The sequence below is a fragment of the Acidovorax sp. SUPP1855 genome (assembly GCF_030158955.1).
GTDB lineage: Bacteria > Pseudomonadota > Gammaproteobacteria > Burkholderiales > Burkholderiaceae_C > Paracidovorax.
In genome coordinates, this window is sequence record NZ_BQXI01000006.1 from 50,784 (window position 1) to 75,589 (window position 24,806).

A 24,806-nucleotide genomic window follows, 5' to 3' on the forward strand; every position below is an offset into this window, starting at 1 on the left:
GCGGCTTGTCCTGCTAGTCGATGCGGATGTTGTTCTTGCGGATGAGGTCGCCGTAGCGCTTGAACTCGGCGTTCTGGAAGGCGATGAACTCGGCCTGCGAGATCGGCTTGAGTTCGGCCCCGACGGCGCCCAGGCGGGTCTGCGTCTCGGGCATGGCCAGCACCTCGTTCACCGCGTCGTGCACCTTCTGCTGCACCGCCTTGGGCGTGGCGGCGGGCATGTAGATGCCGTACCAGGCGCTGATGTCCACCTGCGGCAGGCCGGCCTCGGCCATGGTGGGCACCTGCGGCAGCTGCGGGTTGCGCTGCGGCGTGGTCACGGCCAGGGCGCGCATCTTGGCGGACTTGATCTGGCCCAGCACCGAGGGCATGGTGTCGAAGCTCATCTGCACCTGGCCGCCCACCAGGTCGACCAGCGCGGTGCCGCTGCCCTTGTACGGCACGTGCATCAGGTCGATGCCGGCCGCGTCCTTGAACATCTCGGCCGCGATGTGCTGCGTGCTGCCCGCGCCGCTGCTGGCGAAGTTGATGGTGCCGGGCGCTTTCTTCGCCAGGGCCACCAGCTCCTTGACCGACTGCGCGGGCAGGGCGTTGGTCACCACCAGCACGTTGGGCACCGCGCCCACGAACGCCACCGGCACCAGGTCGCGGTTGTTGTCGTAGGCCAGCTTCAAGAGGTGCGGGGCGATGGCGTGCGCGGTGACCACGCCCATCACCATCGTGTGGCCGTCGGTGGACTTGGCGGTGGCATCGGCCGCCAGCGTGTTGGAGGCTCCCGGGCGGTTTTCCACCACCGTGGGCTGCTTGAGCAGCGGGCCCAGCCGGTCGGCCACGGCGCGGGCCATGGCATCGGTGCCGCCGCCGGGGGCCGAGCCCACCAGGATGCGGACGGGCCGGGTCGGCCAATCCTGGGCGCTGGCGCCCAGGGGGATGAGGACGGCGGCGGCCAAGGCCAGGCCGGGCAGGGGGATGCGGCACCACATGGTTTGTCTCCTGTTGTATGCATGCCCATGGACCGGGCATTGAGGGGCATCCTAGGGCGCAGCCTGCGGGCCGTAAATTGAAATGAAATGATGGATTGATACCCATTGGTTATCGTTTCCGGTCGCGTCTTGATGCCGCCGGAATGGGGGCCTGCGGTTGAACGCCCCGCGCGCGGCTCACTAAACTCGGCGCTGCTCCCTCCCCACCGGATCCCACCCTCCATGCACCGACTGCCCTGGCCCCTGCCCGCCCTCCTGGCCTGGGCCGCCGCATGGCTGGCGTACCTGGGCCTGCAGGGCCGGGTGGCGCCGGTGGCGGCGCTGATCGCGGCCTGTGCCGTGGGCACCGCGGCCAGCGTGCTGGGCACGGGCTGGTGGCGCCGCGGGCTGATCGCGGCGGGGTTTCCGCTGTCGCTGGCGCTGTCCGGCGCGGCCAGCGTGCCGGCCTGGGCCTGGCTGGTGCCGCTCGCGCTGCTGCTGCTGGTGTACCCGCTCAACGCCTGGCGCGATGCACCCCTGTTTCCCACGCCGCACGATGCGCTGCTCGGCCTGGCCCGCGCGGTGGCGCTGCCGGCGGGCGCGCGGGTGCTGGACGCCGGCTGCGGCCTGGGCGACGGCCTGCTCGCCCTGCGCCGGGCCTACCCGCAGGCGCGGCTGGCGGGCGTGGAATGGAGCCTGCCGCTGCGACTGCTGTGCGCGCTGCGCTGCCCGTGGGCCGAGGTGCGGCGGGGCGACCTGTGGCGTGCCGACTGGAGCGGCTGCACGATGGTGTATTTGTTCCAGCGCCCCGAGAGCATGGCCCGCGCCGCGGCCAAGGCGCAGGCGGAAATGGCGCCGGGCACCTGGCTGGTCAGCCTGGCGTTCGAGGTGCCGGGGGCGACGCCGCATGCCCGCCTGCAGCCGGACGGCGGGCATGCGGTGTGGATCTACCGCATGGGGCCCGCGCCGTTGGCCAGCCGACCGGCCGCGGCGCTATGATCCGTCGCCGCCCCTGGCAGGCCGGGCGTTCCGGCCGACGCCCTTGCTCGCGCCCTTTCGCCGCAAGGTGGCGTCTCCACCCTTTTCCCTGAGAGGTACCCTCCAATGTCCAAGAAGACCTTGCCACTGCTGGCCGCCGCCTGTGCCGCCGTCCTGCTGACGGGCTGCGAAACCACCAACATGAAAATGGGCAGCGCCGAGTCCAAGACGGTCGCCACCGGCGCGGCCGCCGGCGGTGCCACGGCCAATGAAAGCAGCGACCTGCAAAAGTGCGCCTCGCCCCTGGGCACCGTGTCGCTGGTGGAAAACCAGCAGGCCGGCTGGTACACCATCCTGCGCAACGAATACCGCCTGCCGCCCACGGCCAACCTGCTGCGCCTGCTGATCCAGCAATCGAACTGCTTCATCGTGGTGGAGCGCAGCGCCTCGGGCATGACGGCCATGGACCGCGAGCGCGCGCTCATGCAGTCCGGCGAAATGCGCGGCGGCAGCAACTTCGGCAAGGGCCAGATGGTCGCCTCCGACTACGGCCTGTCGCCCGAGATCGTGTTCTCCAACAGCGATGCCGGCGGCATCGGCGGCGTGCTGGGCGGGCTCATCGGCGGCGGCAGCGGCCGGGCCATCGGCGCCCTGGGCGGCGGGCTCAAGACGCGCGAGGCCAGCGCCATGCTGACCCTCGTGGACAACCGCTCGGGCGTGCAGATCTCGGCCTCCGAAGGCAGCGCCTCCAAGAGCGATTTCGCCGGCTTCGGCAGCCTGTTCGGCGGCTCGGCCGGCGGCTCGCTGGGCGGCTACCAGAACACGGCGCAGGGCAAGGTGCTCACCGCCGCGTTCATGGACGCGTACAACCAGATGGTCGTGGCGCTGCGCAACTACAAGGCGCAAAGCGTGCAGGGCCAGGGCCTGGGCGGCGGCGGCCGCCTGGGCGTGGACGGCGGTGCCGCACCGTCGCAGACCCGTGCCGGCGTTCCCGCGCCCGCCGGGGCCCCGGCTGGCGCCCCTGCCATGTCGGTGCGCGAGGCGCAGGAGCGCTTGAACGCCCTGGGCTACAACGTGGGCACGCCCGATGGCGCTGCCGGCGCCCGCACGGCCACCGCGCTGCGCAACTTCCAAAAATCGAAGGGCCTGCCGATCACGGGCCGCGTGGACGCCGCCACGGCCGACGCGCTCTCGCGCTGAGGCCAAAAGCGCGAAGGGGACCGCAGGCCCGCGCCTGCCCGTCCCCTTTTGCGCGGCGCCGGGCCCCGGCGCCGCCATGCCACCCCGGTCACTGCCCCCCGATGGGCGCCACCGTGTTCCACAGCGCGGTGCAGTGGGCCGCCGAATCGATGGACGATGCCGGGAGGCTGCTGGGGCTGCCCGCGGTGCTCCATTGCGAAAGCGACGAGGACAGGCCGGCATAGGGCGTCCAGGCCGTCGGCAGCTGCGCGCCGCTGGCGGCCACCGGCGTCCATGGCGCCGGGCTGGCGGGGCTGTTCACGAAGCTCGCCCAGGCGGCGGCCATGGTCTGGGCCAGGGCCTGGTCGGCGGGCGGCGGCGGCTGGCTGCCCCGGGTGTACACCGCGTAGGCCGTTCCCAGGGTGTTGAACACATAGGGCAGTTCGTTGCCGTGGCAGACGTTGCCGTCCTGGCCCGGTGCGCAGGCCGCGACTTCCGTGGGCGGCTTGCCGGCGCTGTAGAGGTCGATCAGCGGCGGCTGGGCGAACAGGTAGCCGAAGGCCGGCAGCGCGGGGCTCGCCTGCGCGTTGCGGGCGGCCGCCCGGTTCGCCATGGCCAGGTTGCCGCAGCGGAACGCGAAGTCGTTGATCACGCCGGACAGCGTCGCCGCCGTGCCGTTCATGTAGCTCGGCGCGGGCCGGGTGGGCGCGCGGTACGGGAAGACCGGCTGGCCTTGTGCCGTGGTGCTGTAGCCCAGAATGGTCTTGGCGTCGTCCGGCCAGACCTTCGGCACCAGCCCCTCGTTGAAGACCACGGGATTGAGCCCCACCCCCAGCTTCAGGAAGGCCAGGTTGGCGAAGACGGCGCCCTCGTCGCGGTTCACGCCGAAGACGAAGGGCTTGGGCGGCATCGAGGCCGTGGCGGACACCGCGTTGTAGCCGGCCAGGGGCTGGCCCACGATGACCTTGCCGTCCACGGTGGGCGACCAGGGCAGGCCATCGTTGACCTGGGGCGACGCCTGGGCCAGAAGCCCCACCAGCGGGCGCGTGGCGGCCTCGCGTTCGGCGGCGGCGAGGGCCTTGGGGTTGCCGGCCTTGCCCCGGGTGCCGAACAGCTGGCCCGCCTGGGCCGCGACGATCTGCGCCGGCGTGGCCTTCAGCAGGATGGGCTTGCCCGCGAGGCACCCGCCCACCTGGGTGCACAGGGCATCGCGGAACAGGCTTCCTATGCCTTGCGCCTGCGCGGGCGTGCGGTACACCGAGCCCACCGGGTTGCTCTCCATGATGGCGGCCTGAAAGCGCGTGGCGCTGTCCGGTGCCGAGAACAGGTGCAGCCCCGCCGACATGGCCCCGGCGCTCTCGCCCGCGACCGTCACCCGGGTGGCATCGCCCCCGAAGGCGCCGATGTACTTCTGCACCCAGTCCAGCGCCGCCTGCTGGTCCAGGATGCCGAAATTGCCCCGCAGCGGTCCCCCGACGGTGGGGTTTTCCACCGCGTTGTCGAGGGCCAGGAAGCCCAGCGCCCCCAGGCGGTAGTTGATGGTGACGACCACCATGTCGCCCGCCGCCGCGAGGTACGAGCCGTCGTACAGGTTGCCCACCGTGGCGCCCTTGGCGCTGTCGTACAGCGGCAGGTAGCCGCTGCCCTCCACGAACGCGCCGCCGTGGATGAAGAACAGCACCGGCCGCTGGGGCTGCGCGCCGATGGCCGACTGCGGCGTGAAGACGTTCAGGTACAGGCAGTTCTCGCTCTGCGCGCTGGTGGGAAGGTTCGGCCGCGCGGCCTGCGGGCAGAACGGGCCGGCGGCCGTCTGCGCCACGTTGCTGCCTGCCGGGACCGTCGCCGCCGGGGGCTGGAACCGCGCGGCCGTCGCGTACTGGATGCCCAGGTAGGCGTTCACCGGCAGCGGCGCCGATGCGCCCGCGGGGGTGACGGGCGTCTGTAGCCCGCACAGCGTGGGCGCCGCGGGCGCGCCGGCGATGGTGACGGTGGTGCCGCTCGCGCAGGCCGGTGCCGTGGCGGCCGCGGCCATCTTCGGGGCGCCCAGGCACAGCAGGGCAGGGGCCGCCAGCGCCAGCAAGGCGCGTCGGGCGGAAGGGGGTCGTTGCATGGAAATCTCCCTCTCTTGTTCGATGGATCGGTGTGTCGCGCCCCCCGGGCGGGGGGCGGGTCCATTCTTGGAGAAAGCACGGGCCCCGGGCCGCCGCAGCGCCTGAAGCCTTCTGAATCGTTCTGGGTGGCGGTGCCGGCCCAGGGGGGCCGTGTGCAAGGCGTTACCTGCGGTCACAGCTCCTTGGAATCCTTGGCCTGGCTTGTCATGTTTGCTATTGAAATAATAGCTACCAAGGCATGTTTCACTAGGGCGTACGGCCTAAAAGGCTTGCAATCGATCTATACTCCCGCCCGTTGGTGCTCGCGCGGTCATTGCGACCGCGCAGTTAAACGGGAACCAGGGAGGGCGCGTCCGGCACGGACCGCGCCCCAACCTGGGCTGCCCCCGCAACGGTAAGCGAAAGAAGGCCTCGCCTTCACCCCGTGGATCGTGCCCACTGGATGCCTCGGCATCTGGGAAGGGCCCACGGGTTTTCGCCAGCCCGGAGACCGGCCGACAGGGGGCCGCGCGCGCCAAGGCACAGGCCTTGGAGCGCGCGGCCCATTTCACGGAACCTGCGGGGAGGCAGGGGTCCGGGCGAATGCATTCCTGTGGTCCCCATGCAAATCTTCTCTGTGCTGGCGCGTGCGCCAGCCCCGCGGCCATGACGCCGGGCACCGTCTGGTTCGTCGGCGCCGGGCCGGGCGATCCCGAACTCATCACCGTCAAGGGCCGCGCGCTCATCGAGCGCGCCGGCGCCATCCTGTTCGCGGGCTCGCTCGTCAACGAAGCGGCCACGCGCTGGGCGCCGCCCGGCTGCACCATCGCCGACAGCAAGGACATGACGCTGCCGCAGATGGCGGCGTGGCTCATCCTGCAGGCGCAAAAGCACGACACCGTGATCCGCCTGCAGACGGGCGACCCGGCCCTGTACGGCGCGCTGATCGAGGTGGTGCAGCCGCTGGACGCCGCGGGCGTGCCGGTGCGCGTGGTGCCGGGGGTGTCCTCGGCCATGGCCTCGGCCGCGGCGGCGGTGGAGAGCTTCACCCTGCCCGAGGTCACGCAGAGCGTGATCTTCACCCGCGTGGAGGGCCGCACGCCCATGCCGCCGGGCGAGTCGCTGGCCGAGCTGGGCCGCCACCACTGCACGCTGTGCATCTTTCTGTCGATCACGCTGCTGCACAAGGTGCAGGCCGGGCTGCGCGAGGCCGGCTGGGCCGAGGACGCGCCCCTGCTCGTGGTGCACAAGGCGAGCTGGCCGGGCGAGGAGCTGATCGTGCGCGGCACGCTGGCCGACATCCGCGACCGCTGCCGCGAGGCCCAGGTGGTGAGCCAGGCCATGGTGATCGCCAGCCCCACGCTGGGTGCCCGGCAGTGGACGGAGCTGGCCAAGTCCAAGCTGTACGACCCCACCTTCACGCACCGCTTCCGCCGGGCGAGCGAGCCCGCCCGCCCCACCCAAACCCCCTTGGAGCGTGCCCCATGAACACCACCATCCTGCTGATCGGCCATGGCTCGCGCGAGCCCGAGGGCAACGACGAGATCCACGCCTTCGTGGCGCAATGGCGCGCGCGCCAGCCGGCCTGGCGCATCGAGGTGTGCTTCATCGAGTTCGCGCCGCCCGGCCTGCACGACGGCCTGCTGCAGGCCGCGCAGGGCAGCCAGCGCGTGCTGGTGCTGCCGCTCATCCTCAACGCGGCGGGCCACGTGAAGATGGAGATCCCCGAGGCCATCGAGCATGCGCGCGCGCACTGCCCGGGCGTGGCGTTTCTCTACGGCCCGCACCTCACGGCGTGCGAGCCCATCCTGGCCATCCTGCAGCGCCAGCTGCGCCAGTGCATGAACGCGCTGGACATGCCCGACCCCACCACCACCGGCGTGGTGCTGCTGGGCCGGGGATCGTCCGACCGGCAGGCCAACGGCGACGTCGCCAAGATGGCGCGCTGGCTGCAGGAAGACGGCCACCATGAGCTGGTCGAGATCGCCTTCACCGGCATCACCTGGCCGCGCCTGGAGCGCGTGGTGCAGCGCCAGGTGCTGCTGGGCATGAAGCAGATCGTGGTGCTGCCGTACTACCTGTACACCGGCACGCTGATGCAGCGCATCGGCCGGCAGGTGGCGCACCTGCGCGCGCAGTACCCGCAGGTGCGCTTCGCCCAGTCGCCGCACTTCGGCCTGGAGCGCGAGATCTTCGAGTTGCTGGAGGGCCGCGTGGCCGACCTGCTGGAGGGCACCCCGGGCAGCCTGCTGCCCTGCGACGGCTGCAAGTACCGCGAGATCGCGCACGACCTGGGGCACGGCCACAGCCACGAGCACACGCACGCCCCGGCGGCCGCGCCCGCGCCGACCCCCGAGGCGGTGGTGGCCCTCGCCGCGGGCGGGGCGCCGATGCACCGCCACGCGCACGCCCCGCACGGGGCCGACCACGCCCATGGCGCGGCGCACCCGCACCCGCACCCGCACCCGCACCCGCACCCGCACCCGCACGAGACCGCCACGGCATGAGCACCGTCAACACCGTCACCGAGCAGCTCACGCGCGCCGGCCAGGCCATCGAGCACGACAGCTTCGCCATCATCGACGCCGAGGCCGGCCCGCACCCCTACACCGCGGCGCAGTGGCCCATCGTGCGCCGCATGATCCACGCCAACGCCGATTTCGAGTTCAACGGCCTGACCGACTTCCACCCGAAGGCGGTGGAGGCCGGCATCGCCGCCCTGCTGCGCGGCGGCGCGCCCGTGGTGGCCGATGTGGAGATGATCTGCTCGGGCCTGTCGCAGCCGCGCCTGGCCCACTTCGGCATGCGCACGCACCAGTTCATCAGCGACGCCGACGTGATCGCCCAGGCCCAGGCCGAGGACACCACGCGCGCCGTGCAGGCCATGCGCAAGGCGCACCGGCACGGGCTGCTGCAGGGGGCCGTCGTCGGCATCGGCAACGCGCCCACGGCCCTCATCGAGCTGGTGCGGCTGATCCGCGAGGAGGGCGTGCGCCCCGCGCTCGTGGTGGGCATGCCGGTGGGCTTCGTCTCCGCCGCCGAATCCAAGGACCTGATGGCCGGCGTGGACGCGGTGCCGTGGATCGTCATCCGCGGCCGCAAGGGCGGCTCCACGCTGGTGGTGGCCGCGCTGCACGCGCTGCTGGCGCTGGCCGAGGCCCGCCAGAAGGCCACGATGCCGGGGACGCCGTCGCCATGATGGAAAAGACCGTGCGCCGCGGCACGCGCACTGGCTTCACCACCGGGGCGTGTTCGGCCGCCGCCGCGCGCGCCGCCGTGCTGGGGCTGGTGCACGGCTGCGTGCCCGAGGCGGTGGACTGCCTGCTGCCCAACGGCGACGTGGTGCGCTTCGCCGTGAACGACGGCCGCTGCGACGGCCAGGCCGCGCATGCCATGGTCATCAAGGACGCGGGCGACGACCCCGACTGCACCGACAAGGCCCACCTGACCGCCGACGTGCGCGTGCTGCCCGGCGACGCCGGCGCGGTGCGGCTGGCGGGCGGCTTCGGCGTGGGCACCGTCACCATGGCCGGCCTGGGCCTGGCGGTGGGCGGCCCGGCCATCAACCCGGTGCCGCGCCAAAATATCGAAGAGAACGTGCGCGCCGTGGGCGAGGCGCTGCTCGCCCATGCGGGGCTGGAGGTCACCATCTCCGTGCCGCAGGGCGTGGACATGGCCAAGAAGACGCTCAACGCGCGCCTGGGCATCCTGGGCGGCATCTCCATCCTCGGCACCACCGGCATCGTCAAGCCCTATTCCACCTCGGCCTACCGCGCGAGCGTGGTGCAGGGCGTGCAGGTGGCGGCCACGCTGGGCCACGGCGTGGCGGTGCTCACCACCGGCGGACGCACCGAGCAGTTCGCCATGAAGGAGCGCGCGCAGTTGCCCGCCGCCTGCTTCGTGCAGATGGGCGACTTCCTGCGCTACGCGCTCGACGAGGCCGTGGCCCAGGGGCTGCGCGAAGTCGTCATCGGCGGCATGGTGGGCAAGCTCACCAAGATCGCCCAGGGCGAGACCATCACCCACGCCAACCGCGCCGAGGTCGACACGCAACTGCTGGCCGAATTGGCCGCCGGCATCGGCGCGCCGGCCGACGTGTGCGCCGAGATCGCCGCCGCCGAGACCGCGCGCTTCGCCGCCGAGCGCATGGAAGCGCTGGGCCTGGCCGCATCCTTTCACGCCGCGCTGGCCCGCGCGGTGGTGGACACCCTCATGGCCCCCGACCGCTACGGGGGCCGCTTCCAGCTCCAGGTGCTCGTCTGCGACTTCGACGGCCGCAAGATGGCTGAGGCCTGCTCCGCATGAACGCCCCCGACACCGTGACCGCCTTGACCACCGCCCCGACCGCCATGCCCGACCCCCAACCCTGCCGCATCATCGGCGTGCTCGACGACGGTGCGGCCAGCCTGGGTGCCACCGCGCTGGCCCTGCTGCGCCGCGCTGACCTGGTGGTGGGCGGCACGCGCGCGCTGGCGCTGTTCGAGGACGACATCGCCCCCGGCGCCACGCGGCGCGACCTCACGGGGCAGCTCTCCGCCGTGCCCGGCTGGATCGCCGCCGCGCGCGATGCGCAGCAGGCCAGCGTGGTGCTGGCCACGGGCGATCCGCTGTGCCACGGCATCGCCAGCTACCTGGCCTCGCGCCTGTGCATCGAGGCCATCGAGGTCATTCCCAACGTCTCCACGCTGCAGCTGGCCTGCGCCCGCCTGGGCCTGGCCTGGCAGGACGCGCGCATCGTCTCGGTGCACGCCAGGGATGCGGGCGAGTGGCAGCAGGGCGCCGCACCGTCGCACGGCCTGTATGCCCTGGCGCAGGCCGTGCGCGCTCACGACCGGCTGGCGGTGCTCACCAGCCCCGACAACACGCCCGCGCGCATCGCCCGCCTGCTGGTGGCCGAGGGCCTGCAGGACGACTTCCAGCTCAGCGTGGCCGAGCGCCTGTGCACGGCCGACGAGCGCGTGTGCGCCGACCTGGCGCCGGCCGACGCGGCGCAGCAGGCCTTTGCCGACCCCAACGTGGTGCTGCTGGTGCGCACGCGCCAGCGGCCCGCGCCGGTGCGCTTCGGCCTGCCCGATGCTGCCTACCACCAGCGCCAACCGGACAAGGGCCTCATCACCAAGCAGGAGGTGCGTGCCGTGTCGCTGGCGCGCCTGCAGCTGCGCGCCGACAGCCGCGTGTGGGACATCGGCGCGGGCAGCGGCTCGGTGGGGCTGGAGGCCGCGCGCCTGTGCCCCCAGGGCCATGTGTGGGCCATCGAGAAGAACGAGGCCGATGCGGCCATCGCGCGGCAGAACGTGCAGGCCTTCGGCGTGTCCAACCACACGCTGGTGCACGGCAAGGCGCCCGAGGGGCTGGATGCGTGGCCCGACCCGGATGCCGTCTTCATCGGTGGCTCGGGCGGCGAGCTGGCCGAGCTGATCGCGCTGTGCCTGAAACGCCTGCGCCCGGGCGGCTGGCTGGTGATGAACTTCGTCACGCTGGAGAACCTGGCCGCCGCCACGCAGGCCCTGCAGGCCGCGGGCGCCGCGTGGGACGTGCTGCAGCTGCAGGCCGCGCGCAGCAAGCCCATCCTGCACATGCACCGCATGGCGGCCGAGAACCCGGTGTGGATCGTCTGCGCGCAGGCCGTGAGCACAGAGGCCCCGGCAGCGTCGGTGGTGGAGGAGGGCGCATGACCGATACGACCCCGTCCAGCGCCGCCCTGGGCCGCCTCATCGGCGTGTCGCTCGGCCCCGGCGACCCCGGCCTCATCACCCGCGCGGCCTGGGCGCAGCTGCAGCGCAGCGATGCCGTGTGGACCTACCCGGCCCGCAGCACCAAGACGCCCAGCTACGCCTTCGACATCGTGCAGCGCGCAGGATTGACGCCGCCCGCCACGCACCAGACGCTGCTGTTCCCCATGACGCACGACGGCGACAAGCTCGCCCGTGCCTGGGCGCGCGCCGCCGCCGCCGTGCTGCCCTGGCTGCAGGCCGGGCAGGACGTGCTGTTCCTGGTGGAGGGCGATGCCAGCACCTATGCCACCTTCGGCCACCTGGCGCGCACCGTGCGGGCGCTGGATGCGCGCATCGAGGTGCCAGTGATCGCGGGCGTGAACGCCTTCACCGCCGCCTGCGCCGCGCGCGGCATGCCGCTGGCCGAGCAGGACGACACCGTCGCCATCGTGCCCGCCGCCTACGGCGTGGGCGCGGTGGACCGCCTGCTGCCCGACTTCGACACCCTGGTGCTCATGAAGGTCAAGCCGCTGATGGACGAGCTGATCGACTGGCTCGTGCGGCGCGGGCTGCTGCCGCACACGCAGTTCATCGAGCGCGTGGGTGCGCCCGACGAGCGCTGCGTGAACGGCCCGGACCTGCCGGCCCTGCGCGGCACCAAGGTCAGCTACCTCTCGCTCATGGTTGTCAAGAACCCGCACCGCATCCGCGGCGAGCGCATCAAGGGCTGCCTCAAGAAATCCTCGCTCACCGATGTGGGCGCCTTCCTATCCGAACCGGAGCCTGCCGAATGAATTCCCCCGCCACCCCCGCCGTGGTGCTCTCCGCGCCCGCGCAGCCGCTGGAGGCCGTGCGCGTGTGCCTCGTCGCCATCACCCGCCACGGCGCCGCGCAGGCCGCGCAGCTGGCCCGCGACGTGCCGCAGGCCCATGTGTGCACTGCCGCTAAATTCGCCAGCGCGTTCGAGGGCCTGCCCAACACCCTGCGGGCCTACGAAGGCGCGCTGCGCGACGAGATCGCGCCGCTCTTCGCTGCCTACGACCAGCTGGTGTTCTTCGTCTCGCTCGGCGCCGTGGTGCGGCTCATCGCGCCGGTGCTGAAATCCAAGGACGAGGACCCCGGCGTGACGGTGGTGGACGACGCGGGCCAGTTCGTGATCCCCGTGCTGTCGGGCCATGTGGGCGGCGCCAACGACTGGAGCGAGCGCATCGCCGCGCTGATCGGCGCCACGCCCGTGCTCACCACCGCGTCGGACGTGGGCAAGACCATTCCCGTGGACATCCTCGGGCGCCACCTGGGCTGGCGCGTGGAGGCGCCCAAGATCAACATCACGCGCGTGTCGGCCCACGTCGTCAACGGCGAGCCCATCGCCGTGGTGCAGGAGGCCGGCCGCCGCGACTGGTGGAACCGCCCGACGCCGCTGCCCGCCAACATCGCCTGCTTCGACCGCCTGGGCGATGTCGACCTGGCGCACTACCGGGCCGTGCTGTGGGTCACCCATGCGCCGGTGCCGCCCGAGCAGTGGCAGGCCCTGCAAGAGCGCCTGGTGGTCTACCGCCCGCCGCTGGAAGGCGCTGCGGCATGACGGCGGCGCCCGGCACCGGTGGGCTGCGGCTGGCCATCGGCCTGGGCTGCGACCGCGGCACGCCCGAGGCCACCGTTCAGGCCTGCCTGCTGCAAGCCCTGGCGCAGGTGCCCGCCGACCTGCGCCACGTGGCTGCCGCCGCCAGCATCGCCGCCAAGGCCGACGAGGCCGCCTTTCTCGCATTGGCGGCGCGCCACGGCTGGCCGCTGCAGTGGTACACCGCCGCGCAACTGGCGGCCGTGCCCGTGCCCAATCCTTCGGCCACGGTGCTGCGCTACATGGGCACCCCGTCGGTCAGCGAGGCCGCGGCGCTGCTGGCGGCCGGTGCCGCGCACGACGCATCCGCCCTGCTGGTGGAAAAGCACCGGCTGCGCGGCGAGGACGGCCGCAACGCCACCGTGTCGATCGCGCGCATGGCGCGCGCGGCCGGCTGATCCCTTCGTTCCGATTTTCCCCTTCTTCACCCCAAGGTTCACACCATGCACATCGAAATCGGCATCCTCTCGCAGGACAAGATCGCCTTTGCCTCCGTCGCCGCCACGGCGCTGCTGGGCGCGCACGCGCTGCCCCTGCTCAAAAGCCCCACCGCCTGGCTGCGCACGCTGTTGGCGGCCTTTTTCTTCAGCGTGCTCATGCAGGTCTGGCACATGCCGGTGGGGCCGTCGGAGCTGCATTTCGTGGGCGCCATGCCCATCTACCTGCTGTTCGGCTTCATTCCCACGCTGTTCGGCTTCGGGCTGGGGCTGCTGGCCCAGGCCCTCGTGTTCGAGCCGCAGGACCTGGCGCACCTGGCCATCAACTTCCTGAGCCTGGCCGTGCCGCTGGTGGCCGTGCACCACGGCCTCGGAAAGCGCATGCAGCGCATCAGCGTGGCCAACGTGCTCAAGCTCGATGCCATGTACTACGCCGGCGTGACGCTCATGGTGGGCTTCTGGCTGTCCATCAGCAGCGATGCGGCGCCCGTGGCCGACTGGGCGCTGTTCGCCGCGTCGTACCTGAGCCTCGTGGCGGTGGAGCCGCTGCTCACCATCGGCATCACGCTCGGCGCCGCCCGCCTGCGCGGCCGCCGCTGGCTGGCCGCCTGCATCGACGAGCGCACGCTGCAGCGCGTCGCATCCCCCGCCCCGGCGGCCGCTGCGTGAGGGGCCCCGCGACCATGTCCGCAGGAAAGATCATGCTCGTGGGCATCGGCCCCGGCAGCACCGACCACATGACGGCGCGCGCGCGCGCCGCCATCGCCGAGGCCGACACCATCATCGGCTACGTCACCTACATCAAGCTGGTGGCCGATCTCATCGAGGGCAAGGAGATCATCCGCAAGTCCATGACCGAGGAGCTGGACCGCGCCATCGAATCGCTGGCCCGCGCCCGCGAGGGCAAGAAGGTGGCGCTCATCTCCTCGGGCGATGCGGGCGTGTACGGCATGGCCGGCCCCACGTTCGAGGTGCTGTTCCAGGCCGGCTGGACGCCGCCCGCCTTCGACGAGAACGGCGTGGTCGAGCCCGGCGGCATCGAGGTCGAGATCGTGCCCGGCGCCTCGGCCATCAACAGCTGCGCCGCCCGCGTGGGCGCGCCGCTCACGCACGACTTCTGCGCCATCTCGCTGTCCGATCTGCTCACGCCCTGGCCCACCATCGCGCGCCGGCTCGACGCCGCCGCCCTGGCCGACTTCGTGGTCGCGCTCTACAACCCCAAGAGCGGCCGGCGCACGCGGCAGATCGAGGAGGCCCAGCGCCTCTTTCTGCGCCACCGCAGTCCGGACACGCCGGTGGCCATCGTCAAGAGCGCCTACCGCCGCCGCGAGCGCATCGAGTTCGCCACGCTGGCCACCATGTGCGATGCCGACATCGGCATGCTCAGCACGGTGCTGATCGGCAACAGCAACACCATCGTGCAGCACGGCCTCATGGTCACGCCACGCGGCTACGCCAACAAGTACGACGTGGAGGGCGGCGGCGCCACGCGGGCCGGCGAGCGGCCGGGCCGGTCGCTCTCCACCGGCCTCAACGGCTGGCTGGAGAACCTGCAACTCGACCACGCGGCCGGCGAGAGCATCGAGGCCCTGGCCCGGCGCCACCGCCTGCCGGCCGATTACATTCGCGACACCCTGGCCCAGCCCCTGGCGGCCGAGGCCGTCGCCACCACCGAGGAAGAGGCATGAGCCAGCAAGACCCCACCACCGCCACCGCCACGACCGCAGCGCCCGAAGCGGTGCGCGTGGCCATCCGGCCGAAGATCGGTGCCTACCGCCGCCACATCCTCATCTGCACCGGCCCGCGCTGCGCCGAAGACGGCCAGGCGCAGGCCCTGTTCGACAGCCTGGGCGACAAGTTCAAGGCCGCGGGCCTGAACGATGGCGAGCTGCGCGTCAAGCGCAGCCGCGTGAGCTGCTTCGCCGCCTGCAAGGGCGGGCCGGTGATGTGCGTGCAGCCCGACGGCACCTGGTACTACGACGTCACGCCCGCCAACATGGACCGCATCATCGAAAGCCACCTGGTGGGCGGCCAGCCGGTGCAGGACCTGGTGTTCCACCAGGGGCCGTCCGGGGGCTGAACGGCGCGGGTGCGGCGGCCGGGGCGACCGGGCCGTGCACCTTGCGGCCGGCTTCACGGACCGGTGGCCAGCCGCTCCTGCAGGAACTCGATGAAACGCAGCGTTTTCGCTGGCAGGAGCCGCGTTTCGGTCAAGGCGTAGACCGGGACGGGCGTTCCGTACCAGCCCGGCAGGATGCGGCGCAGGCGCCCCTCGGCCACGTGGTCCGCGACGACGCCTTCCGCCAGAAAAGCGATGCCTTGGTCCAGCACGGCCAGGCTGCGGCACATCCCCACGCTGTTGACCTTGAAGCGCTGGCCGATAGCGACTTCCACGGTGACCCCTCCCTCGTTGGCGTTCAGCACCCACGGGCCGAGCTTCGGAGAGCCGATGCACTCATGCTGTGACAGCGCAGCGGGGTCTGCGGGCTCACCCGCTGCCTGCAGATAGCGGGGCGATGCGTACAGGTGGGTGGTCAGGCGGGCCAACTGGCGCGCGACCAGCGTCGAGTCCGGCTGCTCGCCCATGCGGATGGCCACATCGAAGGGCTCGGCCACCAGGTCCACCCGGCGCGGGCTGAGGTCCAGATCGAAGGCGATGCCCGGATAGCGGCGGGCGAACTCCGCGATCAGCGGCGCCACGTAGATGGTCGCAAAGTCCACCGGCAGCGAGGCGCGCAGCACCCCGCTGGGCTGGGCCAGCAGGTCGCCCAGCTGCTCGTGCGCGATCCGCGCCTCCTCGACGATGCGCCGGCAGCGCTCGTAGTAGATCTGCCCCGCCTCGGTCAACTCGATCCTGCGGGTCGTGCGGTGCAGCAGGCGCAGGCCGATCGATTTCTCCAGCGCGCCGATCCGGCGCGACAAGGTCGAGTTGGGCACCCCGGTCGCATCGCCGGCCGCGCGAAAGCTCTTGGCTTTCACCACCTCCACGAAAAGCGCCATGTCGTTCAGGTATTCGAGGGCCATTGCGTCAATATTGGATCAATCATTCCCATCAAACCATCTTTATCTCATGGGTAGGTTAATCGAAGATGCAGCGTCGCAACCGGAGAAACCCATGACCGCCCTTTTCAGCCCTGCCACCGTCGGCCGCTACACCCTCTCGAACCGCCTCGTGATGGCGCCCATGACGCGTTCCCGCGCCGCGCCCGACGGCACGCCCACGGCCCTCGCGGCCACCTACTACGCGCAGCGCGCCGATGTCGGGCTGATCGTCTCCGAAGGCACGCAGCCTTCCGACGACGGCCAGGGCTACCTCACCACCCCCGGCATCTACACCGATGCCCATGTGGCCGGCTGGCAGGGCATCACTGGCGCCGTGCACGCCAAGGGCGCGCGCCTGTTCATCCAGCTCATGCACGTGGGCCGCATGTCGCACCCCGATAACACGCCCCACCACCGGCAGGCCGTGGCCCCTTCGGCGATCGCGCCCAGCGCGCCGATGTTCACGATGACGGGCATGCAGCCCATCCCCGAGCCGCGCGCGCTGACCACCGAGGAGATCCGCCAGACCGTGGCGGACTTTCGCCGGGCCGCTCGCCGGGCGATCGAGGCGGGTGCCGACGGCGTCGAGATCCACGGTGCCAATGGCTATCTGGTCCAGCAGTTCTTCGCCCCGAGCGCCAACACCCGCACCGACCAGTACGGCGGATCGATCGAGAACCGCGCCCGTTTCGCGATCGAAGTGGCCACCGCGATCGCCGAGGAAATCGGTGCGGACCGTACCGCCATTCGCCTGTCGCCCGGCGCCCAGCTGGGGGGCATCGATGAGGGGCCCGAAGGGCCGGCCCTGTACCGCTACCTGAGCGCCGAACTCTCCCGGCTGGGCCTGGCTTATGTGCATGTGATGCACGTGGGCGACGAAGCCCTGGTGGCGGACATTCGCAAGCTCTGGCGCGGCACGCTCATCGTCAACCGCCCGGGGCGTGCACGCGAGCAGATCGGTACCGACTTGGTGTCGGGCCTGGCCGATCTGGAAGCCTACGGACAGATGGTGCTGGCCAACCCCGACTTCGTCGAGCGCCTGAAAACCAACGCCCCGATGAATGCGCCGGACCACAACACCTACTACGGCGGTGGTGCCAAGGGCTACACCGATTACCCGGGCCTGGCCGGCGCAGCCGCCTGAAACGGCGCGCCCCGCCATCGACACCTGCACAGGAGAACCTCCCATGACAACGACCCAACGCGCGGTCCTGATCCGCGCCTACGGCGGCGCGTCGGCCGCCGAGATCGGCGAGATCCCGAAACCCTCCGCCGGCGACGGCCAGGTGCTGGTCCGGGTTCGCGCGGCCGGCGTGAACGGCATCGACTGGAAAGTCCGCGAAGGCCTGGTCCAGAAGGCGTTCCCGATCCCCCTGCCTGCGGTGCTCGGCATCGAATTGGCCGGCACCGTCGAGGCCGTCGGGCCGGGGGCCTCGCGCTTTCGGGTCGGCGACCGCGTCATGGGCCCGCTGGGCCGGCTCGGCGCTTACACGGAATTCGTGCCGGTGGCCGAGGCGAACCTGGTGCATACGCCCGCGGGGCTGGACGATGTGCAGGCCGCCGGTATTCCCGTGGCGGCCGTCGCGGCCTGGCAGAGCCTGCACCAGGCGGGGCCCATCGCGGCAGGCCAGCGCATCCTGATCCACGGCGCTGCGGGAGGGCTGGGCGGCTATGCCGTGCAGTACGCCAAGCGGGCCGGCGCCGAGGTCTTCGCCACGGCCTCCGCAGCGCACCTCGACCATGTCCGAAGCCTGGGCGCGGACCACGTCATCGACCACCGAAGCGAGCGTTTCGAGTCGGTGGCGCAGGGCATCGGCCTGGTGCTGGACTACGTTGGCGGCGAAGCGCTTGATCGCTCGTGGACCGTGCTGGCCGAAGGTGGCGCCATCGTCAGCGCAGCCGCGCCCGACATCGCCGCACGCACCCCTGCCGGCCGTCGCGGACTGTGGTTCGTGAACCAGGCGGACGCGGTGCTCCTGGCGCAGTTCGCGCAGGAAATTGCCCAAGGCTCGCTGATCTCGAAGCTGAGCGATACCGTGGGCTTCAACGGCATTCCGGCAGCCATCGAACGCAGTCGCACCGGCCCCCGCATCGGCAAGGTGGTGGCCGACTTCACGCGCTGACCGCTCCCCGGCCGCGAATGCCCGGGAGGCGAACGTCTTTCGGGGGTGTATCGCTCCGGCCTTACCGCTGCGCCGGCGGGCGCGCCAGCCAGCGCACTCCCACCCCGGCCAGGTACAGCATCAGCGCCGAGGGCAGCGTGAACATCGACCCCCACGCACCGATCATGAGCACCGAATACGCCGCGTCCGACAGCCCGGGGGCCGCGGCGCATTGCATGCCCGAGCCCTCGTTGCCTTCGCAGCCGAGCAGGCGCAGCAGCGGCCACGACAGCAAGAGCAGCAGCACCGGCGCGAGGCCGAGGGCGATGCACAGCAGGCCGAACCAGCAGCGCACGGCGAATCGGCGCAGCGCGGCGGCCCTCATGCCGGGCCGTCCCCGTCCATCGCAGCCGCCCCGCACCGCGCAGGGGCTGGCAGCGGGCCGTGCCTCCGCATCACTTCTTCGCGCCCAGCACCAGCAGCAGGCCGCCGACGGCGATGGCGCCGATGCCCACCCACAGCGGGATGTTGACGGTCTCCTTCTCCTTGGCCGAGATCTCCAGCGGACCGACCTTCACCACGGTGGTGTCCTTCGTGTAGCTGAAGCCGCCGTAGGCCAGGCCCAGGGCGCCGGCCACGATCAAAACGATGGCGATCAGTCGGGTGGGGTTCATGTGTCGTCGCTCCGCGTCAGGCGCCCCACCGCCGGGGTCAGCAGCAGCATGCGATGGGCGCCGGGTTTTCAAAAAAGGATCGCTGCGTGCGCCAGCAGCATAAGCGCTACAGGCTGGGGTTGTTCAGGAAAGCTGGGTGCCGATGGGTTCTGTGTCGTTGGCACCGCACAGGCCCTGCTCGGTGCGATGCCCAGACCGTCGTGGCGCACCGCCACTGCGAGATCGGGGTTGCCCGCCAAGGCATCGCAATGGCATGCAACGCTTCGCACGGCAGGCGCTCAGCGGAAACGATCGCGGCACGATGCAATCGATGGGTCTGCCGGTTGGTGCGGCGAACCACAACTCCAGAAATTTCTCTTTCCATGACCACACCCGTTGCGGCCCGCAACCCGGCCTTGCCCGCGCAGGCCGCGCCGTTACCGGTGCAAGAGGCAACCCCGCCGCCACCAACGCATCGTGCGCCGGTGGAAACCGGCCCGCTCGCGTCCCGTGCCGCTCCACAGGAAGCCGGAGCGATGGCGCCTCGGCAATCGCTGGCTGCGCGCCAGGGTGGGGCGCAGGCTTCCTCTTCCGGTGCCGCGGCCCGGGCCACCGAATCTGCCGTGCAGCGGCAGGCCCACGCGCTTTTCGAACGCGCCCGGAAAGCGTTGCTGGACCGCGTGGCGTTGAGCAGCGGCCAGTTTTCAGACATCGTGGCCCTGGCGGTGGATTCACGGATGGGCGAAGCCGAGCGGCGCGCACTGGCCGAGGCCCTGGCAGGGCATCCACGGGGTCTGTCGGCCTTGTACTCGCTGGAAAAAATGGAAGGGGCGACGGTCGAGGCCCTCTCGATCGTCGCAGCGGCGGTGGCTGGGCGTCATCGTTTCGATTTGGAAAAGCGCCGCATACCGGAGTTGCTCGCCTTGCCAGAGCCCGTGCGCCTTGCGGTAGCGCTCGCGCAGCAGGCGCTGGATGCAAAGAACATGCAGTTCCATGGTCGCCATCGCAGCGGCTTTTACCAGCTCGATCTGGCCCCCGCTAGCCATTCGCGGATGTTTGCGCAGGCAATGCGGCTTTTTGCGCCCCTTGCCACCCGCGAAGAGTTGGCCCGGCTGGTGGGCGAAGAATTCCAGCGTTGGAAGCCCGTCTGGGGCAGTTTCACCGAGATGACGCATTCGGACCCTGCAGTCCGCTTGCATGCGCTGCAGAAAATACTGGCTGGCATGCAGCTTCAACCGGTGCTCCAGCGTGTGGCCGATGGCGATCCCACCCACCGGGGTGCCCAGGCGCGCGCGACGCATCAGCAATGGGCCTTCGAAGCCGCGGTCATGTTCGGCGGCCTGCCACCCTCGGGGCTTGCGGCACTGGAGGGCACCTTGCAGTCTTTGGCGCGACTGCACGCGCCCCTTTTGCGCCGGCAATTGACGGAGCGGCTGGCGTTGCCGGCCCATGCCGGTGACGATGCCCGCGACTATCTGCAATTTTCAGTGCCGTTTCACCGGCCGCACATGCGCAGTCTGGCCATCGCGCTGTATCCGCTGTTTGCGAGTCCTGCCCGGCCTCCTGCGGAATTGCTGAAGATCCTGGGCTCGTCCGATCTCAAGAACAGCCATTGGCTGCACCGCGCGTTGAAGGATCTGCTCCTGCTGGCGGACAGCGAGTGCGATCTCTCTCATGAGGAGCGCCGCCAGCTTCTGGAGCATGCGCTGCCTCCCGATGGAACGGTGTCACCTTGTCGTGGCTTTCTCGACAACCTGCGTTCTATCGCCATCGCGGTGCAGTGCGCCACGGGAGAGGATGCGCAGTCTTCCATGGTGCTCGACAAGCTGACCGATCTGGCGCGATCCCCGGACAGGCCTGCATCGATCAAGGACGCCATTGCACCCGTGCTGCGTCTTGCGATGCCGGGAGTGGGAGCCCAGGACGCGGGCCCTGAAAGCCTGGTGGCCTGGAAGGCGTTTCTCTCTTCCTGGCGGCAACCCGAAGCGCTGATCGTCCATGCGCAGAACATCCGCTCCAACCTCGACGAGGACGAGGGGAAAGAGGCGGTCCTGAACGCATTGGATGGGTTTGCCGACAGCGCCGTCTGGTCGCGGGACGGGCTCGCCCAGTTCCGGGCCATGCGTTACGCCACCACCGCATCGCCCCATCTGGCCGAGATCGAGAAGCAGGCTCCCGAGGCCTATGCGCAGTGGAAGAAGCCAGCGGTACTGGAGACTGTTGCACAGGCATTCGCCGTCGAGGACACCGACCACCCGGAAGATCTGCTGCTGTGTGGAACCGACGTTGCGAGTTGCCAGAGCGTCAATGATGACGCAATGCGCAGCAAGGCCCTGATGGGCTATGTGATCGATGGGAAATACCGCATGCTGATGGCCCGGGCACCTGACGGCACCATCGCTGCCCGGCGCATGGTCCGGCTTCTGCTGGACGAGGCGACGGGACGGCCGGTTCTGTATGTCGAAAAGCTGTATGCCAACACGGGCATAGAGGCCGACAGTCCGGCAGACAAGGCCTTGGTGCAACTCGCCCGGTGCAAGGCCGACGCCATGGGGTGCGCGCTGGTGTGCGCCGCCTCCGGGAGCAACGAAGAGGACGGGACGTTGCCAGCCTATGAGGGCTTATTGAAGTCTCTCGGCAGTCCGGCGCCTTTCGAGTACGTGGACGCGGACCACACCGACGAGGACGATGAAGAACAAGATGAAGGCGGAGTCGTCAAGGGCGGCAGATACACGGTGGAAAACGCCTATCGGCTGCAGTGAGGCTGCGCCCCACCCCGGCGGCCGCTCAGCGCGGTCGGTGCATCTTGAACAGCTGCTCCGGCCCCACCGTGAAATAGTCCGCCGGGCCGCCCGCGCGCAGGATGTGCCCGGCATGGGCCGTGTCGTACACCCCGTCCTTGAGTAGCGCGCGGTCGATGTGCACCGCCACCACCTCGCCCAGCACCAGCCAGGTGGGCACCTTCTCGCCGTCCGCGCCCTCGAGCCGCACGATCTGCGTGCGGCGGCATTCCATGGCCACCGGGCTTTCGGCGACGCGGGGCACGGACACGATCCGCGAGTCCGCGGGGGTGAGGCCGCCGAGCGTGAACTCGTCCACCTCGGGCGGCACGGCGGCGCAGGTACGGTTCATGGCCTCGGCCAGCGGGCGGGTGGCCAGGTTCCAGACGAACTCGCCCGTGGCCTGGATGTTGGCGAGCGTGTCCTTGGCGCCGATGCTGGCGAATCCGATGATGGGCGGCGTGTAGTTGAAGGCGTTGAAGAAGCTGTAGGGCGCCAGGTTGAGCACGCCGGCCGCGCTGCGCGAGGCGATCCAGCCGATGGGGCGCGGCCCCACGATGGCGTTGAAGGGGTCGTGCGGCAGGCCGTGGCCCTGGCGCGGCTCGTAGCTGTGGATGCCGGAGGCGGCCGGGGCGGCGTCGTGGGGGGAGGTGGCGGTCATCATGCCTGCACGATACACAAACGGTTCCGGATTCGCCGGCCAGGGCGTTTGCTATTATTTTTATAGCTAACAGGGCAATCAATCTCCCGGCGTGCGGCCTGAAAGGTTCGCAAAGGCTGCGAACGCCCCTTCACCGCCCGCCCGGGCGCCTTCAGTCCAGCAGGCAGGCGGCCACCGCGCCCAGCAGTTCGCCCAGGTCCGCCACCGGCACGGCGCCGGGCAGGGCGATGTCGCCGTGCAGCACGTACACCGGCTTGCCCCACTTGAGGCCCAGCGCCATCTCCGACAGCGTGCCCATGCCGCCGCCCACGGCCACCAGGCAGCGGCTGCTGCGCGCGATGAGGGCGTTGCGCATCTCGCCCATGCCGGTGGGCACGGCCACGCTGAGCCATTCGTTGGCGTGGCGGTCGTCGTCCTCGGGCAGCAGGCCGATGGCGATGCCGCCCGCGTCGTGCGCGCCGCGCGAGGCCGCGGCCATCACGCCGCCGCGCCCGCCGCAGACGATGGCCATGCCCGCGGCCGCCAGGTGGCGCCCCACGGCGTAGGCGGCCTGGCATTCGCGCACGCCGCCGTCGCCGGGGCCGATGACGCCCACCGGCTGGGCATGGCGGCGCGGGCCGCGCTGGCGGGCGGCCAGCCGCACCAGCGCCTCAACGGTGGTTTCGGGAAGCATCGCGCTCCCGTTGGCGGGTGGCCACATCTCCAACTCCCATCACGATCACACACACGACCATGAGCACCAGCGAGAGCGCCGCCGCCATGGAAAAGTCGTTGCCCCCGTCGCTGACCTGCGCGAGCAGCATCAGCGGCAGGATGTTCAGCTGCGTGCCCACCAGCGCCAGCGCCGTGCCGTAGGTGCCCATGGCCAGCGCGGCCACGGTGCAGGCGCTGGCGAGCACGGAGGGCGCCACCTCGGGCACCACGGTGTCCCAGAACGCGCGCAGCGGCGTGGCGCCCAGCGTGCGCGCGGCGGCCAGGGGCCGCAGGTCCAGGTGCGCGAACACGGGGTACAGCGACAGGGCCACGCGCGGCACGAGGTAGTAGGCATAGGCCAGGCCCAGGCCGCCCACGCTGTAGATCCAGCCGCCCACCACGGCGGGGTCGGCGCCCAGCCGGGCGGCCAGCTGCGTGACCAGGCCCGCGCGGCCGAACGCCAGGATGAAGCCGTAGGCGATCACCAGCCCCGAGAAGGCCAGCGGCAGCCCCAGCATCGCCATGAGCCAGCGGCGCCGGCCCTCGGGCTGGCGTGCCAGTTCGAGGGCCAGGCAGCTGCCCACCACGGCCGACACCGCGCCGCTGCCCAGCCCCAGCAGCAGCGTGTTGCGCAGCGCGCCCGCGAACAGCGGGTGGTGCAGCAGCCGCCCGAAGACCGCGCCGTGATCGGCCAGGGCCTCGGGCAGCAGCGCCGCCAGCGGCACGGCCAGAAAGAGCGCCATGAAGGCCCAGGCGGGCCAGGCACCGAATCGCCGCATGGCGTTCAGCGGCCCACGGTGGCCTCGGCCCAGAGGCGGTCCACCTCGGCCTTGCGCGCGGAGGCCTTCACCACGTCCAGCGGGCGGATCTGCGGCGCGGCGGGCATCTTCGCGGCGATGTCGGCGGCCAGCGGCACGCCCGGCACGGCGGGGCGCACGAAGCCCTGGGCGAACAGCGCCTGGCCGGCCAGGCTCATGGTGAAGTTCAGCCACAGCTTGCCGGCGTTGGGGTTGGGTCCGTTCTTGACGAGGCTGATGGCATAGGGCGCGGCCACGCTGGCCTCGCGGGGGATCACCACCTCCAGCGCATCGCCCATGCCGTCCACGTGCCTGGCCTTGAGGCCGTCGTTCTCGTAGCCGATCCAGATGGGGATCTCGCCCTTGAGGAACTTGGCGTACGGCGTGGTGCCCTCCACGCGCAGCACGTTGCCGGCCGCATGCAGGCGGCCCAGGTAGTCGGTGCCGGGCTTGACGTCGTTCACGCTGCCGCCCATGGCGTAGGCGGCGGCGAACGCCACCACCTGGCCCACGCCGGCGGTGCGCGGGTCCAGGTACACCACGGCGTTGCGGTACTCGGGCCGCAGCAGGTCGGCCCAGCCGGTGGGCACGGTCTTCACGAGCTGGCGGTTCACCAGGAAGGCGATGTTGAGCGTGTGGATGGTGAACCAGCGGCCTTCGGCCTCGCGGAACACCGGTGGCAGGTGCTCGAAGTTCACCGGCTTGAACGGGGCCACCACGTCCTTGGCGGCGGCGTCCACGGCCGAGGCCGCGAAGTAGTAGGCGGTGTCGGCCTGGGGGCGGCGGCGGGTCTTCTCCAGCGCCAGCACGGTGGCGGCCGAGCCGATGTCGTTGTAGGTCAGCTCGATCTCGGGGTAGCGCTTCTTGAACTCGCGAAACAGCGCCTTCCAGTTCGCCCATTCGGGGCCGGTGTCGAACGACACGCACAGGCCCTCCTTCTGCGCGGCCTGGTAGAGCGCCTTCTCGCCGGCGTACAGCTCGGGGCCGTCGAACGAGAAGGCGGCGGGCGCGAGGGCGGCCAGCGGCAGGGCGCCGGCGGCCTGGATGAGTTGTCTGCGTTGCATGGGGAAATCTCCGAAAGGGTCGGTGGGAATGCGG

Annotated in this window: 25 protein-coding genes and 1 riboswitch; of the genes, 16 read left to right on the plus strand and 9 right to left on the minus strand. The window is 71.0% G+C overall.

Features of this window, described 5'->3' with window-relative positions; all coding sequences use genetic code 11:
- Nucleotides 1-13: 13 nt before the first annotated feature.
- Nucleotides 14-982, minus strand: a complete 969-nt coding sequence (locus AVMA1855_RS07050; protein WP_284410125.1) for a Bug family tripartite tricarboxylate transporter substrate binding protein — start codon at nucleotides 980-982, stop codon at nucleotides 14-16.
- A 222-nt stretch (nucleotides 983-1,204) separates the two neighbouring features.
- Here AVMA1855_RS07050 and AVMA1855_RS07055 point away from each other — a divergent pair, with 222 nt between their 5' ends.
- Nucleotides 1,205-1,960, plus strand: a complete 756-nt coding sequence (locus tag AVMA1855_RS07055; protein WP_284425154.1) for a class I SAM-dependent methyltransferase — start codon at nucleotides 1,205-1,207, stop codon at nucleotides 1,958-1,960.
- 105 nt (nucleotides 1,961-2,065) lie between these two features.
- Entirely contained in the window at nucleotides 2,066-3,139 is a 1,074-nt protein-coding gene (locus tag AVMA1855_RS07060) for a peptidoglycan-binding domain-containing protein (RefSeq protein WP_284397188.1), read from the plus strand.
- Between the two features lie 88 nt (nucleotides 3,140-3,227).
- On the opposite strand, the gene AVMA1855_RS07065 is transcribed toward AVMA1855_RS07060, so the two are convergent.
- Complete coding sequence (locus AVMA1855_RS07065) at nucleotides 3,228-5,228, minus strand: carboxylesterase family protein (RefSeq protein ID WP_284425155.1); 2,001 nt, start codon at nucleotides 5,226-5,228, stop codon at nucleotides 3,228-3,230.
- Between the two features lie 280 nt (nucleotides 5,229-5,508).
- Nucleotides 5,509-5,742: riboswitch (cobalamin riboswitch) on the plus strand.
- Nucleotides 5,743-5,874: 132 nt separating this feature from the next.
- Between AVMA1855_RS07065 and cobM the strand changes: the two genes are divergently transcribed.
- Genes cobM through AVMA1855_RS07120 form a run of 11 tightly spaced genes read left to right on the plus strand, consistent with a single transcriptional unit; the run spans nucleotide 5,875 to nucleotide 15,060 of the window.
- Nucleotides 5,875-6,696 carry a precorrin-4 C(11)-methyltransferase gene (gene cobM / locus AVMA1855_RS07070; RefSeq protein WP_284425156.1) on the plus strand — a complete coding sequence of 274 codons (822 nt, stop codon included), beginning with the start codon at nucleotides 5,875-5,877 and terminating at the stop codon, nucleotides 6,694-6,696.
- Nucleotides 6,693-7,715, plus strand: coding sequence for a sirohydrochlorin chelatase (locus tag AVMA1855_RS07075; RefSeq protein WP_284425157.1), 1,023 nt, complete (start codon nucleotides 6,693-6,695; stop codon nucleotides 7,713-7,715). Before cobM ends, AVMA1855_RS07075 begins: the two co-directional genes overlap by 4 nt.
- The gene (locus AVMA1855_RS07080) at nucleotides 7,712-8,407 is read left to right on the plus strand and encodes a precorrin-8X methylmutase (protein ID WP_284425158.1); all 696 of its coding nucleotides are present in this window, start codon (nucleotides 7,712-7,714) and stop codon (nucleotides 8,405-8,407) included. Before AVMA1855_RS07075 ends, AVMA1855_RS07080 begins: the two co-directional genes overlap by 4 nt.
- On the plus strand, nucleotides 8,404-9,513 hold the full coding sequence (locus tag AVMA1855_RS07085; protein WP_284425159.1) for a cobalt-precorrin-5B (C(1))-methyltransferase: 1,110 nt from the start codon (nucleotides 8,404-8,406) through the stop codon (nucleotides 9,511-9,513). The genes AVMA1855_RS07080 and AVMA1855_RS07085 overlap by 4 nt, the downstream gene beginning before the upstream one ends.
- Nucleotides 9,510-10,883 carry a precorrin-6y C5,15-methyltransferase (decarboxylating) subunit CbiE gene (gene cbiE / locus AVMA1855_RS07090; protein WP_284425160.1) on the plus strand — a complete coding sequence of 458 codons (1,374 nt, stop codon included), beginning with the start codon at nucleotides 9,510-9,512 and terminating at the stop codon, nucleotides 10,881-10,883. Before AVMA1855_RS07085 ends, cbiE begins: the two co-directional genes overlap by 4 nt.
- A complete protein-coding gene (gene cobI / locus AVMA1855_RS07095; RefSeq protein ID WP_284425161.1) occupies nucleotides 10,880-11,716 on the plus strand; it encodes a precorrin-2 C(20)-methyltransferase in 837 nt (278 codons plus the stop codon). The genes cbiE and cobI overlap by 4 nt, the downstream gene beginning before the upstream one ends.
- Nucleotides 11,713-12,507 carry a cobalamin biosynthesis central domain-containing protein gene (locus AVMA1855_RS07100; RefSeq protein WP_284425162.1) on the plus strand — a complete coding sequence of 265 codons (795 nt, stop codon included), beginning with the start codon at nucleotides 11,713-11,715 and terminating at the stop codon, nucleotides 12,505-12,507. Before cobI ends, AVMA1855_RS07100 begins: the two co-directional genes overlap by 4 nt.
- The gene (locus tag AVMA1855_RS07105; RefSeq protein WP_284425163.1) at nucleotides 12,504-12,941 is read left to right on the plus strand and encodes a cobalamin biosynthesis protein; all 438 of its coding nucleotides are present in this window, start codon (nucleotides 12,504-12,506) and stop codon (nucleotides 12,939-12,941) included. The genes AVMA1855_RS07100 and AVMA1855_RS07105 overlap by 4 nt, the downstream gene beginning before the upstream one ends.
- A 45-nt stretch (nucleotides 12,942-12,986) precedes the next feature.
- Nucleotides 12,987-13,649, plus strand: a complete 663-nt coding sequence (locus AVMA1855_RS07110; RefSeq protein ID WP_284397162.1) for an energy-coupling factor ABC transporter permease — start codon at nucleotides 12,987-12,989, stop codon at nucleotides 13,647-13,649.
- Nucleotides 13,650-13,663: 14 nt separating this feature from the next.
- The gene (cobJ, locus tag AVMA1855_RS07115; protein WP_272566244.1) at nucleotides 13,664-14,668 is read left to right on the plus strand and encodes a precorrin-3B C(17)-methyltransferase; all 1,005 of its coding nucleotides are present in this window, start codon (nucleotides 13,664-13,666) and stop codon (nucleotides 14,666-14,668) included.
- The gene (locus tag AVMA1855_RS07120; protein WP_284425164.1) at nucleotides 14,665-15,060 is read left to right on the plus strand and encodes a (2Fe-2S) ferredoxin domain-containing protein; all 396 of its coding nucleotides are present in this window, start codon (nucleotides 14,665-14,667) and stop codon (nucleotides 15,058-15,060) included. Before cobJ ends, AVMA1855_RS07120 begins: the two co-directional genes overlap by 4 nt.
- Before the next feature lie 53 nt (nucleotides 15,061-15,113).
- On the opposite strand, the gene AVMA1855_RS07125 is transcribed toward AVMA1855_RS07120, so the two are convergent.
- The gene (locus tag AVMA1855_RS07125; protein ID WP_284425165.1) at nucleotides 15,114-16,004 is read right to left on the minus strand and encodes a LysR family transcriptional regulator; all 891 of its coding nucleotides are present in this window, start codon (nucleotides 16,002-16,004) and stop codon (nucleotides 15,114-15,116) included.
- Nucleotides 16,005-16,095: 91 nt separating this feature from the next.
- Between AVMA1855_RS07125 and AVMA1855_RS07130 the strand changes: the two genes are divergently transcribed.
- Together AVMA1855_RS07130 and AVMA1855_RS07135 are read left to right on the plus strand one after the other, a co-directional pair.
- The gene (locus tag AVMA1855_RS07130) at nucleotides 16,096-17,166 is read left to right on the plus strand and encodes an alkene reductase (RefSeq protein ID WP_284425166.1); all 1,071 of its coding nucleotides are present in this window, start codon (nucleotides 16,096-16,098) and stop codon (nucleotides 17,164-17,166) included.
- A 43-nt stretch (nucleotides 17,167-17,209) separates the two neighbouring features.
- Nucleotides 17,210-18,145: an NADP-dependent oxidoreductase gene (locus AVMA1855_RS07135; RefSeq protein WP_284425167.1), complete on the plus strand. Its 936-nt coding sequence runs from the start codon at nucleotides 17,210-17,212 to the stop codon at nucleotides 18,143-18,145.
- A 61-nt stretch (nucleotides 18,146-18,206) separates the two neighbouring features.
- Here the strand turns inward: AVMA1855_RS07135 and AVMA1855_RS07140 are convergent, their stop codons facing one another.
- Both AVMA1855_RS07140 and AVMA1855_RS07145 read right to left on the minus strand, forming a co-directional pair.
- Nucleotides 18,207-18,509, minus strand: a complete 303-nt coding sequence (locus AVMA1855_RS07140; protein ID WP_284397150.1) for a hypothetical protein — start codon at nucleotides 18,507-18,509, stop codon at nucleotides 18,207-18,209.
- Nucleotides 18,510-18,579: 70 nt separating this feature from the next.
- Nucleotides 18,580-18,798 carry a hypothetical protein gene (locus tag AVMA1855_RS07145; RefSeq protein WP_272566235.1) on the minus strand — a complete coding sequence of 73 codons (219 nt, stop codon included), beginning with the start codon at nucleotides 18,796-18,798 and terminating at the stop codon, nucleotides 18,580-18,582.
- Between the two features lie 362 nt (nucleotides 18,799-19,160).
- Here AVMA1855_RS07145 and AVMA1855_RS07150 point away from each other — a divergent pair, with 362 nt between their 5' ends.
- Nucleotides 19,161-21,539, plus strand: coding sequence for an amino acid adenylation domain-containing protein (locus AVMA1855_RS07150; protein ID WP_284425168.1), 2,379 nt, complete (start codon nucleotides 19,161-19,163; stop codon nucleotides 21,537-21,539).
- A gap of 25 nt (nucleotides 21,540-21,564) precedes the next feature.
- Here AVMA1855_RS07150 and AVMA1855_RS07155 read toward each other — a convergent pair whose 3' ends face one another.
- The 4 genes from AVMA1855_RS07155 to AVMA1855_RS07170 form a co-directional block, all read right to left on the minus strand.
- A complete protein-coding gene (locus AVMA1855_RS07155; protein WP_284425169.1) occupies nucleotides 21,565-22,218 on the minus strand; it encodes a flavin reductase family protein in 654 nt (217 codons plus the stop codon).
- A 151-nt stretch (nucleotides 22,219-22,369) separates the two neighbouring features.
- The gene (locus tag AVMA1855_RS07160) at nucleotides 22,370-22,891 is read right to left on the minus strand and encodes a TIGR00725 family protein (protein ID WP_284425170.1); all 522 of its coding nucleotides are present in this window, start codon (nucleotides 22,889-22,891) and stop codon (nucleotides 22,370-22,372) included.
- Nucleotides 22,869-23,690, minus strand: a complete 822-nt coding sequence (locus AVMA1855_RS07165; RefSeq protein ID WP_284425171.1) for an ABC transporter permease — start codon at nucleotides 23,688-23,690, stop codon at nucleotides 22,869-22,871. Before AVMA1855_RS07165 ends, AVMA1855_RS07160 begins: the two co-directional genes overlap by 23 nt.
- A gap of 5 nt (nucleotides 23,691-23,695) precedes the next feature.
- The gene (locus tag AVMA1855_RS07170; RefSeq protein WP_284425172.1) at nucleotides 23,696-24,772 is read right to left on the minus strand and encodes an extracellular solute-binding protein; all 1,077 of its coding nucleotides are present in this window, start codon (nucleotides 24,770-24,772) and stop codon (nucleotides 23,696-23,698) included.
- Nucleotides 24,773-24,806: the final 34 nt, after the last annotated feature.

What these genes read in the sequence shown, in the direction of transcription:
- cbiE (WP_284425160.1), top strand. Translation starts at nt 9,510, where the DNA reads ATGAACGCCCCCGACACCGTGACCGCCTTGACCACCGCCCCGACCGCC.
- AVMA1855_RS07110 (WP_284397162.1), top strand. Translation starts at nt 12,987, where the DNA reads ATGCACATCGAAATCGGCATCCTCTCGCAGGACAAGATCGCCTTTGCC.
- cobI (WP_284425161.1), top strand. Translation starts at nt 10,880, where the DNA reads ATGACCGATACGACCCCGTCCAGCGCCGCCCTGGGCCGCCTCATCGGC.
- AVMA1855_RS07170 (WP_284425172.1), bottom strand. Translation starts at nt 24,772, where the DNA reads ATGCAACGCAGACAACTCATCCAGGCCGCCGGCGCCCTGCCGCTGGCC.
- AVMA1855_RS07120 (WP_284425164.1), top strand. Translation starts at nt 14,665, where the DNA reads ATGAGCCAGCAAGACCCCACCACCGCCACCGCCACGACCGCAGCGCCC.
- AVMA1855_RS07085 (WP_284425159.1), top strand. Translation starts at nt 8,404, where the DNA reads ATGATGGAAAAGACCGTGCGCCGCGGCACGCGCACTGGCTTCACCACC.
- AVMA1855_RS07140 (WP_284397150.1), bottom strand. Translation starts at nt 18,509, where the DNA reads ATGAGGGCCGCCGCGCTGCGCCGATTCGCCGTGCGCTGCTGGTTCGGC.
- AVMA1855_RS07055 (WP_284425154.1), top strand. Translation starts at nt 1,205, where the DNA reads ATGCACCGACTGCCCTGGCCCCTGCCCGCCCTCCTGGCCTGGGCCGCC.
- AVMA1855_RS07165 (WP_284425171.1), bottom strand. Translation starts at nt 23,690, where the DNA reads ATGCGGCGATTCGGTGCCTGGCCCGCCTGGGCCTTCATGGCGCTCTTT.
- cobJ (WP_272566244.1), top strand. Translation starts at nt 13,664, where the DNA reads ATGTCCGCAGGAAAGATCATGCTCGTGGGCATCGGCCCCGGCAGCACC.
- AVMA1855_RS07155 (WP_284425169.1), bottom strand. Translation starts at nt 22,218, where the DNA reads ATGACCGCCACCTCCCCCCACGACGCCGCCCCGGCCGCCTCCGGCATC.
- AVMA1855_RS07060 (WP_284397188.1), top strand. Translation starts at nt 2,066, where the DNA reads ATGTCCAAGAAGACCTTGCCACTGCTGGCCGCCGCCTGTGCCGCCGTC.
- AVMA1855_RS07150 (WP_284425168.1), top strand. Translation starts at nt 19,161, where the DNA reads ATGACCACACCCGTTGCGGCCCGCAACCCGGCCTTGCCCGCGCAGGCC.
- AVMA1855_RS07065 (WP_284425155.1), bottom strand. Translation starts at nt 5,228, where the DNA reads ATGCAACGACCCCCTTCCGCCCGACGCGCCTTGCTGGCGCTGGCGGCC.
- AVMA1855_RS07135 (WP_284425167.1), top strand. Translation starts at nt 17,210, where the DNA reads ATGACAACGACCCAACGCGCGGTCCTGATCCGCGCCTACGGCGGCGCG.
- AVMA1855_RS07100 (WP_284425162.1), top strand. Translation starts at nt 11,713, where the DNA reads ATGAATTCCCCCGCCACCCCCGCCGTGGTGCTCTCCGCGCCCGCGCAG.
- AVMA1855_RS07160 (WP_284425170.1), bottom strand. Translation starts at nt 22,891, where the DNA reads ATGCTTCCCGAAACCACCGTTGAGGCGCTGGTGCGGCTGGCCGCCCGC.
- AVMA1855_RS07125 (WP_284425165.1), bottom strand. Translation starts at nt 16,004, where the DNA reads ATGGCCCTCGAATACCTGAACGACATGGCGCTTTTCGTGGAGGTGGTG.
- AVMA1855_RS07130 (WP_284425166.1), top strand. Translation starts at nt 16,096, where the DNA reads ATGACCGCCCTTTTCAGCCCTGCCACCGTCGGCCGCTACACCCTCTCG.
- AVMA1855_RS07080 (WP_284425158.1), top strand. Translation starts at nt 7,712, where the DNA reads ATGAGCACCGTCAACACCGTCACCGAGCAGCTCACGCGCGCCGGCCAG.
- AVMA1855_RS07145 (WP_272566235.1), bottom strand. Translation starts at nt 18,798, where the DNA reads ATGAACCCCACCCGACTGATCGCCATCGTTTTGATCGTGGCCGGCGCC.
- AVMA1855_RS07105 (WP_284425163.1), top strand. Translation starts at nt 12,504, where the DNA reads ATGACGGCGGCGCCCGGCACCGGTGGGCTGCGGCTGGCCATCGGCCTG.
- cobM (WP_284425156.1), top strand. Translation starts at nt 5,875, where the DNA reads ATGACGCCGGGCACCGTCTGGTTCGTCGGCGCCGGGCCGGGCGATCCC.
- AVMA1855_RS07075 (WP_284425157.1), top strand. Translation starts at nt 6,693, where the DNA reads ATGAACACCACCATCCTGCTGATCGGCCATGGCTCGCGCGAGCCCGAG.
- AVMA1855_RS07050 (WP_284410125.1), bottom strand. Translation starts at nt 982, where the DNA reads ATGTGGTGCCGCATCCCCCTGCCCGGCCTGGCCTTGGCCGCCGCCGTC.